This is a genomic window from Lentzea sp. NPDC036955, assembly GCF_055608005.1.
This window is the reverse complement of the sequence record NZ_JBVJRC010000005.1, coordinates 221,458-235,232: the sequence shown is the minus strand read 5'-3', so window position 1 is coordinate 235,232 and position 13,775 is coordinate 221,458. Positions and strand designations below refer to the sequence as shown.

The following is a 13,775-nucleotide window of genomic DNA, read 5'->3' as shown; positions in this document are numbered from 1 at the left end:
GCGGCTACCGCCTCTTCCACCTCAGTCCCACCAGCGCGCCGAGCACGGCGCCGACCCCGACCATCAGCGAAGGAGAGGGCCCCGGCCGCACCGACACGACCGGCGAGATCACCGCGGGAGCCGGGGCCTGCACGACCTCGGGCTCCCGGTTCTCCTTCGCGGTCGCCGTCCACGCGGTGATGAACAACATGAACTGCGCCACGAGGTTCGCGAACACGAGCACGCCGATGACCGACCCGAACGCGGCCGAGGTCGGCGACTTCGTCGTGAACGACAGGAAGATCGTGGCGGCCTGCTTGAGCACCTCGAAGCCGATCGCGGCCGCCAGCGCGCCGCGCACGGCGCTCCGCCAGCCGACGGGCTTGCGGGGCAGGCGCGCGAGCACCCACAGGAACACCATCCAGTTCGCGAGCAGCGACAGCACGATCGTGCCGATCCGCAGCAGCACGTGCGCCCAGCCGGCGTCCTCGAACCCCAGCCACTTCAGGACCTGCTCGGCGAAGCCGGAGCCCGCGGCCGTGATGCCGAAGGACAGCACGATCGCCAGCCCGAGCCCGACCAGCGACAGGAGGTCCCGCCACAGCGTTCCCAGGAACGGCAGGTCGCCCTTGGCCTGACCCCACTGCGCGGTCAGCGCGTCGCGGAGGTTGCTCATCCAGCCGAGACCGGAGTAGGCGGCGCCGAGCAGACCGATGATGCCGACGGTGCCCTTCGACTCCAGGGCGGTGTCGACGGCCTCGTTGATCTGGGTGCGCAGCTGCTGGTCCGGCACGGCCTCGGCGATGCTGGCGCGCAGCGACGCGAGCAGGTCGGGCTGCGACTGCAGCACGAAACCGGCGACGGCGAAGCCGATCATCAGGATCGGCACGAGCGAGAGCACGCTGAAGTACGTGACCGCCGCGGCGTGCTGGGTGCCGTACCGCTGGTCGAACCGCTCGTACGCGCGGATGATGTGGTCGAGCCACGCGTACTTCTGCCGCCACTTGTCCACGGGTAGGACGCTAGTGCAAGCGCACTACTCGGGCAGAACGAAGCCGATCTTCTCGTACGTGCGGCGCAGCGTGCCGGCGGCGACGTCGCGGGCGCGCTCGGCGCCGGTGGCGAGGATCTTGTCCAGGCCGGCCACGTCGTCGAGGTACGTGCGGACGCGGTCCTGCACCGGCGTGACCCACTCGGTGAAGACCTCTCCGAGGTCCTTCTTCAGGTCGCCGTAGCCCTTGCCGTCGTAGTCGGCGACCAGCGACTCGACCGTGCGGCCGGTCAGCGCCGAGAAGATGGTGAGCAGGTTGGAGACGCCCGGCTTGTTCTCGACGTCGAAGACGATCTCGCGGCCGGTGTCGGTGACGGCCGAGCGGATCTTCTTCGCGGACCGCTTCGGGTCCTCCAGCAGCTCGACGACGCCGCCGGGGACCGACTTGCTCATCTTCGCGGTCGGGTCCTGCAGGTCGTAGATCTTGGCCGTGTCCTTGACGATGTACGCCTCCGGCAGGCGGAAGGTCTTGCCGTAGCGCGAGTTGAACCTGGTCGCGAGGTCGCGGGTCAGCTCCAGGTGCTGGCGCTGGTCCTCGCCGACCGGCACGTAGTGCGCCTGGTACAGCAGGATGTCCGCGGCCTGCAGGATCGGGTAGGTGAAGAGGCCGACGCCGACGGCTGCTTCCTGACGTGCGGACTTGTCCTTGAACTGGGTCATCCGCGAGGCCTCGCCGAAGCCGGTGAGGCACTGCATGACCCAGCCGAGCTGGGCGTGCTCGGGGACGTGGGACTGGACGAACAGCGTCGCGCGGTCCGGGTCGATGCCCAGCGCGAGCAGCTGGGCCGCCGAGACGCGGGTGTTCTGCCGCAGCTCCTTGGGGTTCTGCTCCACGGTGATGGCGTGCAGGTCGACGACGCAGTAGAACGCGTCGTGGTCCTCCTGCAGGGCCACCCACTGCCGCACCGCACCCAGGTAGTTGCCGAGGTGGAACGAGCCTGCCGTGGGCTGGATGCCGGACAGGACACGCGGCCGACGAACGGGCTGTGCGGGTGCGTTCTCCGTGGACACGGGAGAAATCTTCTCAGACCGGGGAAATCAGCTCAGCGGGGTGTCCTGCTGGACCAGGTCGACGCGCTGGTTCTGCGCCGACACCACCGCCGGCTTGCGGCGCTGCTTCACGAAGCCGTACACCAGACCACCGACGCCCGCCGTGACCGCGATCAGACCGACTGGACCCGCAGCGGTGCCCGAGACACTGCTCTCAACAGCAGCGCTCAGTACAAAACTCACGCCTTGCACTTGCCGAGCCTCCCCAAAGCACAGACCACCCCGGAACGGGTGAACCTTGCTGACTGATTGGCCGCCAAGCTACCGAGGACCGGTAGCGTCCATGCGCCAAGTCAGACTATCGGTCACCGGTGATCGGATCGCACTCGCCCATATGTCGTAGTTCGCTGACGGGCGTTACGCCCTGCTAGTGAAGCCATGGTGTTGAGCTCACGCACAGTGCGCGCCGACCCGTGTTCGGACCCGGCCATGCGGCTGATCGTCTCCTCCATCAACGTGCCGCCGAGGTCGTTGGCGCCGCCGTTGAGGATCTCCGCGGTGCCCTCGTCGCCGAGCTTGACCCAGGAGCACTGGATGTTGTCGACGCGGCCGTGCAGTGCCAGCCGGGCGAAGGCGTGCACGGCCCGGTTGTCGCGGCGGGTGGGGCCGGGCCGGGCGACCCCCGCCAGGTAGATGGGGGCGTTGCGGTGCACGAACGGCAGCGCGACGAACTCGGTGAGCCCGCCGGTGCGGTCCTGCAGCTGCGCCAGCACCCGGAAGTGGCTGAGCCAGTGGCCGGGGTGGTCGACGTGGCCGTACATCATCGTGCTCGACGAGCGGATGCCCAGCTCGTGGGCGGTGCCGACGACGTCGAGCCAGGTCGCGGTCGGCAGCTTGCCCTTGGTCAGCACCCAGCGCACGTCGTCGTCGAGGATCTCGGCCGCCGTGCCGGGGATGGTGTCGAGCCCGGCCTGCTTGAGCTCGGTCAGCCACTCGCGCACGCTCACGCCCGCCTTGGCCGCGGCGGAGACGATCTCCATCGGGCTGAACGCGTGCACGTGCATGTCCGGCAGCCGCTTCTTGATCGCGCGGACGACGTCGGCGTAGTAGGTGACCGGCAGCTTGGGGTCGATGCCGCCCTGCATGCAGACCTCGGTGGCGCCCGCGTCCCACGCCTCCTGCGCGCGGTCGGCCACCTCCTCCGCCGAGAGCCGGAACGCGTCGGCGTCGCGCTCGCGTTGCGCGAAGGCGCAGAAGCGGCAGCCGACGTAGCAGACGTTCGAGAAGTTGATGTTGCGGTTGACCACGTAGGTGACGTCGTCGCCGACCACCTCGCGGCGCAGCTCGTCGGCGAGCCGGACGAGGTGCTCCAGCGCGTCGCCGTCGGCGGTCAGCAGCGCCATGGCGGCGTCGGTGTCGCCGAGCAGCGCGGCCGGGTCGTCCGCCGCGATCTTCAGTCCACGTTGGACGTCTTCGGGAAGTCGTTGCGGGGCAACGGGAACCTTGAGCTCGTCCCAGTCGCCGTAGACCTCGTCGAAGTCGCCGCGCCGGTCGCCGGTGCGGCCCTCGGTGTCGATCGCGGTGTTGAGGTCGGCGCGGCCGTAGGTGTCGAGACCGCCGTCCGGTTCCTGCCACTCGCGGCCGGCGACCTCGGCGTCCGGGTTCGCGAGCCCGTTCTCCAGCGCCAGCGCGGAGACGTGGGCGGTGAGCCGGGTGTCGATCCACTGCCCGGCGGTCGCGCGGACGTAGCGCGGGTAGACGTTCAGCCGTTCCCGCAAGGAGAAACCGGCGGCACGCGTGATGCCGGCGAGCTCGTCGACCTGCGGCCACGGCTTCTCCGGGTTGACGTGGTCGGGCGTGACCGGCGAGACGCCGCCCCAGTCGTCGACGCCCGCGCGCAGCATGAGGCCGAACTCCCCGCCGACCAGGTTCGGCGGTGCCTGCACGCTCACGGTCGACGGCATCACCAGGCGCGCGACGGCGATCGTCGCGGCGAGCTCGGTGAGGTCGGCGTCGGGCATGCCGCGCATCGCCGTGTCCGGCTTGGCGCGGAAGTTCTGGATGATGACTTCCTGGATGTGCCCGTACTGCTTGGCGATCTGCCGCATGGCGAGCAACGACTCCGCGCGCTCGGTCAGGTTCTCGCCGATGCCGATCAGGATGCCGGTCGTGAACGGCACGTTCACCCGGCCCGCGTCGGTGAGCACGCGCAGCCGGACCGCGGGGTCCTTGTCCGGGCTGCCGTGGTGCGGGCCGCCCTTCTCGCTCCACAGCCGTTCCGCGGTGGTCTCCAGCATCATCCCCATGCTGGAGGCCACGGGACGCAGCCGCTGCAGCTCCTCCCAGCTCAGCACGCCGGGGTTGAGGTGCGGCAGCAGCCCCGTCTCCTCCAGCACCGCGATGGCGCTGGCCCGCACGTAGTCCAAAGTGGACTCGTAGCCGCGCGCCTCCAGCCACTCCTTCGCGGCCGGCCACCGGTCCTCCGGCCGGTCGCCGAGCGTGAAGAGCGCTTCCTTGCAGCCCTGCTCGGCTCCCGCGCGCGCGATCGCCAGCACCTCGTCGCGCTCCAGGAACGCGGCGGGCAGCTTGTGCGGCACGGTGGCGAACGTGCAGTAGTGGCACCGGTCCCGGCACAACCTGGTCAGCGGGATGAACACCGACCGGCTGTACGTGACGACCCCCGGCCGCCCCTCGGCGAGCAGGTGCGCGTCCCGCACCCGCCCGGCCGCGGCCAGCAGCGCGTCCAGGTCCTCCCCGCGCGCGTGCAACAGCACCGCGGCCTCGGTCGCGTCCAGCACGGCACCGTCGGCGGCCCGGCGCAGCGCACGCCGCAGGGCCGCAGCGCTCGGACGGGGCTGCGGTGGGTTCAGAGAGATGTCCACTGCCACGTCAACGACCTTAGGCCGCCGAAATTCCTGATCAGTTGTGACGGGCTGTGGGACATCCCACTCGTCAGCGCACCGAGACGAGCAGTTCGGTGTTCCGGTCCAGCGGCGTGCCCAGCGGGTCCGTCCGCGAGTGGAGGTCGTTGTAGGTGAGCTCGCGGCACAGGCTGGCGAGGGCTTCGTCGCTGCGGTCGTCGTAGTCGACCTGATAGGGCGCATCGGCTTCGAGCAACGTCGTGAACAGCGACAACGTGCCGTCACCGTTGTCGGCCACCTCGATGACGCGGGCGTGCTGCGGGTAGTCGACGTGCGCCGCGGTGTTGATCTCCCAGAAGCCCCTGCCCGGGGTGTCGTGCCGGTGCGGCGTGATCACGTTGCGGTGCGTGTGCCCGTTGACCCACGCCAGCACGTTCGGGAACCGGTGCAGCAGGTTCACGAGCGCGTCACCGTTCATCCGCGGGTCGAGCGGCCGCCTGCGGTCGGGCAGGACGTTGCCCATCGTCTGGCTGGTGTGGTGGCTGAACAGCACGAACAGCTCGTCGGTGACGTTCTGCCGCTGCGGCAGCCCGAGCCAGTCGTAGTAGAGCGAGCTGTTGCGCCGGAGGGTCCGCTCGATCCAGTTGAGCTGGTGCAGCCCGATCGAGCCGGTGGAGAACCCGGCGAGGTTCGTGGTGTCCATGCTGATGCCGGTCACCCCCGGCGCCATCCGGAACGTGTAGAAGACGTCCACCCCGTCCGCGTTGGCGTCCGTGTAACCGTGTCCGCCCGTCGGCAGATGCTTGCGCACGTACTCGCCGGTGGTGAACAGCCTGCGCCGGTCATCGGGCGTCACGGTCCTGACGACCCCACCACTCGCGAGGATGGCCATCGCCTCGGGGACGGCGGCGGGGTCGTGGAACGCCTGCGCGACCTTCGCGTTCTGCACGGGGTCGCCGAACCCGACGATCTTCTTGCGCCCGGTGTACCAGCCGTCGAGCAGCCCGTCCGGCAACGCCCCGACCACGCTGTCGTCGTGGTTGCCGATCGTGGCGTACCAGGGGATGTCGAGGCCGGGGCTGGTGAACGTCCTGGTGGCCGCGTCGAGCAGTCCCGGGAGCTGCGGGAAGCCCTTGGCCTTGTAGTCGTCGGTGCCGGACAGGTCCGGCTGCCAGAACGTGCTGATCGCCGCGTTCTGCACGCCCTCGTACCTGCTGTCGCCGGTGTTGGGCGTGATCCGGCCACCGTTGAGGACCGTGAGGAACCAGTCGAGCTCGACGTGCTCGTGGTTGTCGGTGTTGTCGCCGGTGGTCATGAGGAAGTCGAACTTCCGCCCGGTGACGGGACCTCGCTGGACCGCGTTGACGCGCTTGACGAGTGCCGTCGAGCCCTGCGCGGTGAGCGTCTCCTGCGGCCGGTGCGCGCTGGACCCCATGACCGGGTGCAGGTACTCGAACCGCAGCGGGCTCTGCGCGTCGCAGATGTGCATGTCGCTGAACTGCACGAAGCTGGCGAGCGCCTGGCGCCGCGCCTCCCGGCCGGGCTTGGCCGCGACCAGGTCGCCGCGGACGACCACCGGCCAGCCCGGTCCCGCCTGGAGCCTGCGGTAGCCGCTGGTGCCGATGGGTGCGGCGGTGGTGTCGAGCGTGGTGCCCGCGGTGCTCGCAATCGCTTGCGCGTCCAGGTCGAGCAGTGGCACGCCCGCGGCGCCCACGCCCATGGCCAGCAGGAAGTTGCGCCGGTTGAAACCCGTCATGCCCACCCCGATTCATCGATGGTGAATCGTGCTCATGTTCGGGGAACGGGCGGGCTGAATCGAGCGGGCGGTCGGGTGACGGGAGCGATAAAGACCGGGTGGGCTGGGTCGGACGGCGGAACGGGTGACCGGCCGTGCGGCGGTGCGGTGCTGGGACGTGAACCGGGTGACGCCGGTCAGCTCAAGCCAGCCGACAACTGGCGCAGGTGCTCTTCCAAGGAGACGTAGTCCGCGAACGACTTGCCGTCGCTGAACTCGGCCAGCAGCTCAGTGGCGCGCAACGCGTCCCACAGGTACGCGCGAGGATCACGCCGCACACAGGGTTTCCTTGGTGTCCATCACCTGCTGGTGGAAGTACGGGTTGCGGATGCCGGCGCCGACCACCAGGTCGACGGGCCGGTCGAGGATCCGCTCCAACCCCTCCTTCAGCGCGAAGTAGCTGCCGAAGTGGTCGAACCCGTCGGTGACGTCGAACTCCACGAGGATGTCCACGTCACTCGTCTCCACGTCGAACGACTACCCGACCGCCGACCCGAACACGTCGAGCCGGCGGACGCCCAGCGTCCGGCACAGATCCTCGATCTCGGTCAGCTTGGCGGCCACGACCTCGTGCACCCTCGTCACCTCCTGGGCACGATTGTGCCTGATCCGCAGCCTGCGATCAGCCCGAGTACACGACGGTCACCGGAGCGTGGTCCGACCACCGCTCCTCATAGGTGGCCGCCCGCTCCACCACCGCGGACACCGCCCGCCCAGCCAGCCCGTCCGTCGCCACCTGGTAGTCGATGCGCCAGCCGGAGTCGTTGTCGAACGCCTTCCCGCGATACGACCACCACGAGTACGGCCCGACGACATCGGGGTGCAGCGCGCGCACCACGTCGTTGTACCCGGAGGCGAACACCGAGGACATCCACTCCCGCTCGTACGGCAGGAACCCGGACTCCTTCTGGTTGGTCCGCCAGTTCTTCAGGTCGGCCTGCTGGTGCGCGATGTTCCAGTCCCCGCACACGAGCACCTCACGGCCCGACACGGCGGCCTTCTCCCGCAGCGACACCAGGTACGGCAGGAAGGACGCCATGAAGCGGTCCTTCTCCTCCTGGCGCTCCGTGGCGACGTCACCGGAGGGCAGGTACAGGGACGCGACGACGACGCCGGGCAGCTCGACCTCCACGTAGCGGCCGCTCGACTCGAACTCCGCTTCGCCGAAGCCCACGCGGACCGATGACGGTTCAACGCGCGAGAGCACGCCCACGCCAGCGCGGCCCTTCAGGGACGACGGGGCGTACACGGCGTGCCAACCGGGAGGGGTGTGCAGCTCGGCTGCGAGGTCACCCGGTTCCGCGCGGACCTCCTGCAGGCACACCACGTCCGCCGAGGAGGACGCGAGCCACTCCAGGTAGCCCTTCTTGGCGGCGGCGCGCAGACCGTTGACGTTGACCGTGGAGACCGTGAGCACGACCGGGGAGCCTACTGGGAGGCCAGGCCCCAGGCGTGCGGGTACTCGGCGCCGCAGCCGGCGCAGTGGGCGCGCAGGTCGAGGTAGCCGACCAAGGTGGCCATCTCGTCACGGGGCAGCGCGAGTTGGCGCTGGCCGTCCAGCTCGGTGTAGAGGCCCTGCCACTCCGGCGTGCAGGTGCACCGGGTCGTGGACTTCGCCCGGCCCCACCGGAACATGTTGCGCAGCATGGCACCAGTGTGCCAGCCGGGCCTACCTGCAGGTGGAGTCGCTCGTCAGCGCCACGAACTGTCCGTTGACCCAGCGGCGGTCGCTCAGCATGCGGTAACCGTTCTCGACGCGGTCGGAGGCGTCGGTCACGGCGTCGCGGGGCATCGTGGAGACGATCGGCTGCATGTCGCCGGGACCGGAGCGGACGTTGAGGATGTCCGCGGTCACCGTGATCTTGCAGACCTGGTCGGCCTTGTCGGTGCCCATCGGCTTGCCGCCGTTCGCGACGTACATCACCCCGGCGACGCCGAGCACGCCAATCACGATCATGCCCCGGACCGGAACACCCAGCATCGTCGCCTCCCGCGCACCGCACTGCCTTCGATCAGCAGATATAGCGGCTGGGAGGATGCGCCGGACGGCCCGGCGCGGCAACCACCCGCAAGAGGAACCGACCGGGTGACGCGGGAACGAAGAAGGTCACCCCGGCGTGACCGGGGTGGCCTTCGACGAACCGTTCAGGCGAACGTCAGAACGACGCCATCTTCTTCTTGAGGTTCTCGTCCAGGGCGGCGAGGAAGTCCTCGGTGGTCAGCCACTCCTGGTCCTTGCTGATCAGCAGGGCCAGGTCCTTGGTCATCTGACCGGACTCGACGGTCTCGATGACGACCGACTCGAGCGCCTCGGCGAAGCGGATGACCTCGGGGGTATCGTCCAGCTTGCCGCGGTGCATCAGGCCACGGGTCCACGCGAAGATCGAGGCGATCGGGTTCGTGGAGGTGGGCTTGCCGGCCTGGTGCTGGCGGAAGTGGCGGGTGACCGTGCCGTGGGCGGCCTCGGCCTCGACGGTCTTGCCGTCCGGCGTCATCAGGACCGACGTCATCAGGCCGAGCGAGCCGAAGCCCTGCGCGACCGTGTCGGACTGGACGTCACCGTCGTAGTTCTTGCACGCCCAGACGTAGCCGCCCTCCCACTTCATGGCCGCGGCGACCATGTCGTCGATGAGGCGGTGCTCGTAGGTGAGGCCCTTGGCGTCGAACTCCGCCTTGAACTCCTCGTCGAACACGCGCTGGAAGATGTCCTTGAACTGGCCGTCGTAGGCCTTCAGGATCGTGTTCTTCGTGGACATGTAGACGGGGTAGCCCCGCTGCAGGCCGTAGGAGAACGAGGCGCGGGCGAAGTCCTCGATGGACTTGTTGTAGTTGTACATGCCCATCGCCACACCGCCCTCCGCCGGGAACTCGGTGACGACGTGCTCGATCGGGTCCGAGCCGTCCTCCGGCTGGAACGTGATCGTGAGCTTGCCGGCGCCGGGCACCTTGAAGTTGGTGGCCTTGTACTGGTCGCCGTGGGCGTGACGGCCGATGATGATCGGCTTCGTCCAGCCGGGGACCAGGCGCGGCACGTTCGAGATGATGATCGGCTCGCGGAAGACGACACCGCCGAGGATGTTGCGGATCGTGCCGTTCGGCGAGACCCACATCTTCTTCAGGCCGAACTCCTCGACCCGCGCCTCGTCCGGCGTGATCGTGGCGCACTTGACGCCGACGCCGTGCTTCTTGATGGCGTTCGCGGCGTCGATCGTGACCTGGTCGTCGGTGGCGTCCCGGTGCTCGATGCCCAGGTCGTAGTACTCCAGGGTGACGTCCAGGTACGGGTGGATCAGCTTGTCCTTGATGAACTGCCAGATGATCCGGGTCATCTCGTCGCCGTCGAGCTCGACGACGGTGCCCTGAACCTTGATCTTGCCCATAACTCCGGGCGCTCCTCTCGCGACGATGCAAGCAAGACAAGCGTACTGGTAAACCGCTCCGACGCGCCTGCGACCCTGGTTACACCGGTTCGGGGTTGCGGTCGGTCGAGCGGCTCACGTGCTCCCACTTGTCGATTTCCGCAGTTCGTGCCTGGTCCGCCAGGCGGACCAGTTCCACCGCGTCACTGCCCAGCAGCAGACGCAGCGGCGGCTCGTCCATGGCCACCACGTCGAGCATGACCCTCGCCGCCTCGGCCGGGTCACCCGGCATGTTGCCGTCCGCGCCGCGAACCATGCCCAGCAGTACCCCGACAGACGGAACGTAGTCCTCCGACGGCTCGGTCACCACCAGGGACGGACCCGTCCAGTCGGTCTGGAAGCCGCCGAGCTCCAGCAGGGTGACCTTCACGCCGAACGGCGCGGTCTCCGCCGCCAGCGACTCGGAGAAGCCGCGCAGCGCGAACTTGGCCGTCACGTACGGGCCGAGCCCGCCGCCGAACGCCACGTGCCCCGCCGTCGAGCCGGTCATCAGGAAGTGGCCGGACCGCTGCCGCCGCAGCACCGGCAGTGCGGCGCGGGTGACGTTGACGACGCCGAAGAGGTTGACCTCCAGCTGTTCGCGGAAGTCGGCGTCCGAGCACTGCTCGATCGAGGTCACGTGCCCGGAGCCGGCGTTGTTCAGCACCACGTCGAGCCGGCCGAACTCCGCCACCGCGGTCTCCACCGCCCGTCTGGCCTGATCGGCGTCGCGCACGTCGAGCGCGACAGCCCGGACCCGGTCACCGTGCCGGGAGACGAGGTCGTCGAGATCGCGGGGGTTGCGCGCGGTGGCGACGAGCCGGTGCCCGGCGGCGAGCACGGCCTCCGCGGTCTTGCGGCCGAGACCGCGGGAGCTGCCGGTGATGAGCCAAACCTGCGTCATGTCCACACGTCCTTCATCGAGTGATCAGTTGTCCGCAGATATGGAGTTCACGACCGACCGCGTGATACCTGCGACTACTGTTCACACTGTCGGGTGATCTTCAGGAGGGGCGTCGGTGTCCACTGGGCCAACACACGCGATGAGCGGCCTGCTTGCCTGGTCCGCCGTCACCGCGTTCGCTTCCGCTCACCCGATCGGCCAGCTGTCCCCGCAGAGCTGGGCGGTGGGGGCCGTGCTGGCGACCGGTGCGGCGTTGCTGCCCGACCTCGACCACCCCGGCTCGACCATCTCGCGCACGTTCGGCGCGCTGAGCGGCGGCCTGTCCGCCGGCATCAACATGCTGAGCGGCTTCGTCTACCGGACCACGAGGACGAAGAAGGACTCCAAGCGCGACGGCGGCCACCGCGGCCTGACCCACACGCTCGTCTTCGCGTTGTTCGCGGCCGTGTTCACCACCGCTGTCGTGCAGAACAGCCAGAAGTGGGCGCTGCCGGTGCTCATGTTCGTGTTCGCCGGTCTCGCGGTGCGCGGCATCATGAACGACTGGTGCCCCAAGCAGGACGCGTTGCTGATCACGGCGGTGTCCGCGGGGATCACGTGGGCGATGATCGCGTGGACGGCGCAGACGAACGCGTCCGCGGCGGCGGCCGGCATCGCGGTCGGCGTCGGGTGCTTCGCGCACTACGTCGGGGACGCGATCACCGAGCAGGGCTGCCCGATCCTGTGGCCGGTGCCGATCATGGGCAAGACCTGGTACCCGGTGGCGCCGCCGAAGATCATGCGGATGAAGACCGGCGGCGTGGTCGAGATGGCGGTCGTCGGGCCGATCGTGACAGGCCTGTCGCTGTGGCTGGGACTGGCCGCGTTGCAGGCCACGGGCGCGTTGCCGTTCCTGGACTGGATCGACCTGCTGCCGATCTGACGTTCGCCGGCGGTCCACCCGGCGGCCACCTCCGCCTCATCCGAACGGTCTAGCCTCCACGGACCCCGGCCGGTCGCGTGGAGGGTGTTGGTCACGGTGCGTCTGGCAACCTCGCCGAACAGTGCCGGCCGCGTGGCCGGGATGCGTAGGCTTGACCTCGTCCAGGGCGCGGTTACCGGCCGAACGACTTCTGAAACGTTGTCCACGCCACATGTGAACGTCGAGCGATCCTTCGAGCCGCGCTGGCACCATGCGGTCTTCACGCACACGTTCCGCAACGTCCGGAAGCCTTTCCACCTCAGACTGCGCGGAACCGACGGCAACCGCGGCGCGTTCGAACCGCAGGCGGACACTCCGGGAGCCGCGAACCCGTGGGAGGACCTGTGGTGCCACACCAACCCGATCTTCGTGGAGGTCAGGTGACCAGCACCTTCGTCGGCATCGACGCCGGTTACGAAAACCGCTGGGAAGCAGAGAAGATCGCGCTGGAGCTGCACGACACGTTGCTGACGACCGCGCGCACGGTCGTCGTCCACGAGGTCGAGGGCCACCACGCGATGTCCTTCCTCGTACCGCAGCCCCCATCCGACATCGAGGTGGACACGCTGGTCCAGCAGGGCTTCGGCGTTGCCGTGCGCAGTGCGTCGTCCGGACGGCTGGTGGGCCCGGAGGCATTACGCGCGGGCGCGTCGGCTGCCGCCGAGGCGCACCAATACCGGCGTGAGGGGCGCGCTCTGCGTTTTCAGGGCCAGCGCTCGCTGCGCGGCCGTCACGGCGTGTCGGACATCCTCGCGTTCACGGCCATAGAAGCCGTGCTGCCGCGCGGAACCCACACGGTCGACACACGGGGCAACCTCACGCCGTTCTTCCAGAACGGCAAGCTGGTGCTGGTGGTCGACTAGGGTTTGCGCACGTGCGCGACATCGCTGTCTTCACCGGTACCGCTCATCCCGAACTCGCCGCCGAGATCTGCCGTCACCTCGGCGTCGACCTCTCCCCCAGCCGCGTCACCCGCTTCGCCAACGACTGCCTGGAGGTGCAACTGCAGGCGAACTGCCGGGAACGGGACGTGTTCCTGATCCAGCCGCTCGTGCCGCCGGTGCAGGAACACCTGGTGGAGCTGCTGCTGATGCTGGACGCCGCCCGCGGTGCCTCCGCCGCGCGCACGACCGTGGTGCTGCCGCACTACGCGTATGCGCGGTCGGACAAGAAGGACGCGCCGCGGATCTCGATCGGCGGTCGCCTGGTCGCCGACCTGATGGTCGCCGCCGGTGCCTCGCGGGTGCTCGCGATGACGTTGCACTCGCCGCAGGTGCACGGCTTCTTCTCGGTGCCCGTCGACCACCTGCACGCGTTGCGGGAGCTGGCGGCGCACTTCACCCGCAACGACCTGTCCAACACCGTCGTCGTCTCGCCGGACCTGGGCAACGCCAAGGAGGCGGCGCACTTCGCCCGCATCCTCGGCGTGCCCGTGGCCGCCGGTGCCAAGCAGCGCTTCGCCGACGACGAGGTGCAGATCTCCACGGTCATCGGCGACGTGGCCGGCCGCGACGTGATCGTGCTGGACGACGAGATCGCCAAGGGCTCCACCGTGATCGAGCTGCTGGACAAGCTGCGCGAGCGCGGCGTCGGGACGATCAGGGTCGCCTGCACGCACGGCCTGTTCTCGTCAGGCGCGTTGGAACGGCTCCAAGCCTTCGACGACGTGCTGGAGATCGTCGCCACCAACACGGTGCCGATCCCCGAGGACAAGAAGGTGCCGAAGCTGCAGGTGCTGTCGATCGCTCCGGCGCTGGCGGAGGCCATGCGCCGGATCAACGTCGGCGAGTCGGTGTCGACGCTCTTCGAAGCTCCCTGAGACGTGTCTACCTGAGA

16 protein-coding genes are annotated in these 13,775 nt (G+C 69.0%); 4 read left to right on the top strand and 12 right to left on the bottom strand.

Annotated elements, in window-relative coordinates; translation table 11 throughout:
* Positions 1 to 4: 4 nt before the first annotated feature.
* The 12 genes from yhjD to ACZ7CF_RS18280 all read right to left on the bottom strand — a co-directional run bounded on the left by yhjD (position 5) and on the right by ACZ7CF_RS18280 (position 10,978).
* Complete coding sequence (gene yhjD, locus ACZ7CF_RS18335) at positions 5 to 991, bottom strand: inner membrane protein YhjD (RefSeq protein WP_458430249.1); 987 nt, start codon at positions 989 to 991, stop codon at positions 5 to 7.
* A 24-nt stretch (positions 992 to 1,015) separates the two neighbouring features.
* Positions 1,016 to 2,041: a tryptophan--tRNA ligase gene (gene trpS / locus ACZ7CF_RS18330; RefSeq protein ID WP_458430248.1), complete on the bottom strand. Its 1,026-nt coding sequence runs from the start codon at positions 2,039 to 2,041 to the stop codon at positions 1,016 to 1,018.
* A 27-nt stretch (positions 2,042 to 2,068) separates the two neighbouring features.
* Complete coding sequence (locus ACZ7CF_RS18325) at positions 2,069 to 2,263, bottom strand: hypothetical protein (protein ID WP_360395962.1); 195 nt, start codon at positions 2,261 to 2,263, stop codon at positions 2,069 to 2,071.
* A 122-nt stretch (positions 2,264 to 2,385) separates the two neighbouring features.
* Positions 2,386 to 4,908 (bottom strand): bifunctional FO biosynthesis protein CofGH, encoded by a 2,523-nt coding sequence (locus ACZ7CF_RS18320; protein ID WP_360395961.1) that lies wholly within the window; start codon positions 4,906 to 4,908, stop codon positions 2,386 to 2,388.
* 64 nt (positions 4,909 to 4,972) lie between these two features.
* The gene (locus tag ACZ7CF_RS18315; protein WP_470370083.1) at positions 4,973 to 6,637 is read right to left on the bottom strand and encodes a TIGR03767 family metallophosphoesterase; all 1,665 of its coding nucleotides are present in this window, start codon (positions 6,635 to 6,637) and stop codon (positions 4,973 to 4,975) included.
* Between the two features lie 176 nt (positions 6,638 to 6,813).
* Positions 6,814 to 6,954: a hypothetical protein gene (locus ACZ7CF_RS18310; RefSeq protein WP_470370082.1), complete on the bottom strand. Its 141-nt coding sequence runs from the start codon at positions 6,952 to 6,954 to the stop codon at positions 6,814 to 6,816.
* Positions 6,944 to 7,129 carry a nucleotidyltransferase family protein gene (locus ACZ7CF_RS18305; protein ID WP_470370081.1) on the bottom strand — a complete coding sequence of 62 codons (186 nt, stop codon included), beginning with the start codon at positions 7,127 to 7,129 and terminating at the stop codon, positions 6,944 to 6,946. Before ACZ7CF_RS18305 ends, ACZ7CF_RS18310 begins: the two co-directional genes overlap by 11 nt.
* 169 nt (positions 7,130 to 7,298) lie before the next feature.
* Positions 7,299 to 8,093, bottom strand: coding sequence for an exodeoxyribonuclease III (locus ACZ7CF_RS18300; RefSeq protein WP_470370080.1), 795 nt, complete (start codon positions 8,091 to 8,093; stop codon positions 7,299 to 7,301).
* An 11-nt stretch (positions 8,094 to 8,104) separates the two neighbouring features.
* Positions 8,105 to 8,323, bottom strand: a complete 219-nt coding sequence (locus tag ACZ7CF_RS18295) for a hypothetical protein (protein ID WP_360395951.1) — start codon at positions 8,321 to 8,323, stop codon at positions 8,105 to 8,107.
* Positions 8,324 to 8,345: 22 nt separating this feature from the next.
* A complete protein-coding gene (locus ACZ7CF_RS18290) occupies positions 8,346 to 8,633 on the bottom strand; it encodes an SH3 domain-containing protein (RefSeq protein ID WP_360395950.1) in 288 nt (95 codons plus the stop codon).
* A gap of 199 nt (positions 8,634 to 8,832) precedes the next feature.
* Entirely contained in the window at positions 8,833 to 10,056 is a 1,224-nt protein-coding gene (locus ACZ7CF_RS18285; RefSeq protein ID WP_470370079.1) for an NADP-dependent isocitrate dehydrogenase, read from the bottom strand.
* 79 nt (positions 10,057 to 10,135) lie between these two features.
* On the bottom strand, positions 10,136 to 10,978 hold the full coding sequence (locus tag ACZ7CF_RS18280) for an SDR family NAD(P)-dependent oxidoreductase (protein WP_360395946.1): 843 nt from the start codon (positions 10,976 to 10,978) through the stop codon (positions 10,136 to 10,138).
* Positions 10,979 to 11,093: 115 nt separating this feature from the next.
* Here ACZ7CF_RS18280 and ACZ7CF_RS18275 point away from each other — a divergent pair, with 115 nt between their 5' ends.
* From ACZ7CF_RS18275 to ACZ7CF_RS18260, 4 genes are all read left to right on the top strand, one after another.
* Positions 11,094 to 11,900: a metal-dependent hydrolase gene (locus ACZ7CF_RS18275; RefSeq protein ID WP_360395945.1), complete on the top strand. Its 807-nt coding sequence runs from the start codon at positions 11,094 to 11,096 to the stop codon at positions 11,898 to 11,900.
* 96 nt (positions 11,901 to 11,996) lie between these two features.
* The gene (locus ACZ7CF_RS18270) at positions 11,997 to 12,323 is read left to right on the top strand and encodes a hypothetical protein (RefSeq protein WP_360395943.1); all 327 of its coding nucleotides are present in this window, start codon (positions 11,997 to 11,999) and stop codon (positions 12,321 to 12,323) included.
* Positions 12,320 to 12,802 carry a hypothetical protein gene (locus ACZ7CF_RS18265; RefSeq protein ID WP_360395942.1) on the top strand — a complete coding sequence of 161 codons (483 nt, stop codon included), beginning with the start codon at positions 12,320 to 12,322 and terminating at the stop codon, positions 12,800 to 12,802. Before ACZ7CF_RS18270 ends, ACZ7CF_RS18265 begins: the two co-directional genes overlap by 4 nt.
* An 11-nt stretch (positions 12,803 to 12,813) precedes the next feature.
* Positions 12,814 to 13,758 carry a ribose-phosphate diphosphokinase gene (locus ACZ7CF_RS18260; protein ID WP_470370078.1) on the top strand — a complete coding sequence of 315 codons (945 nt, stop codon included), beginning with the start codon at positions 12,814 to 12,816 and terminating at the stop codon, positions 13,756 to 13,758.
* Positions 13,759 to 13,775 lie beyond the last annotated feature (17 nt).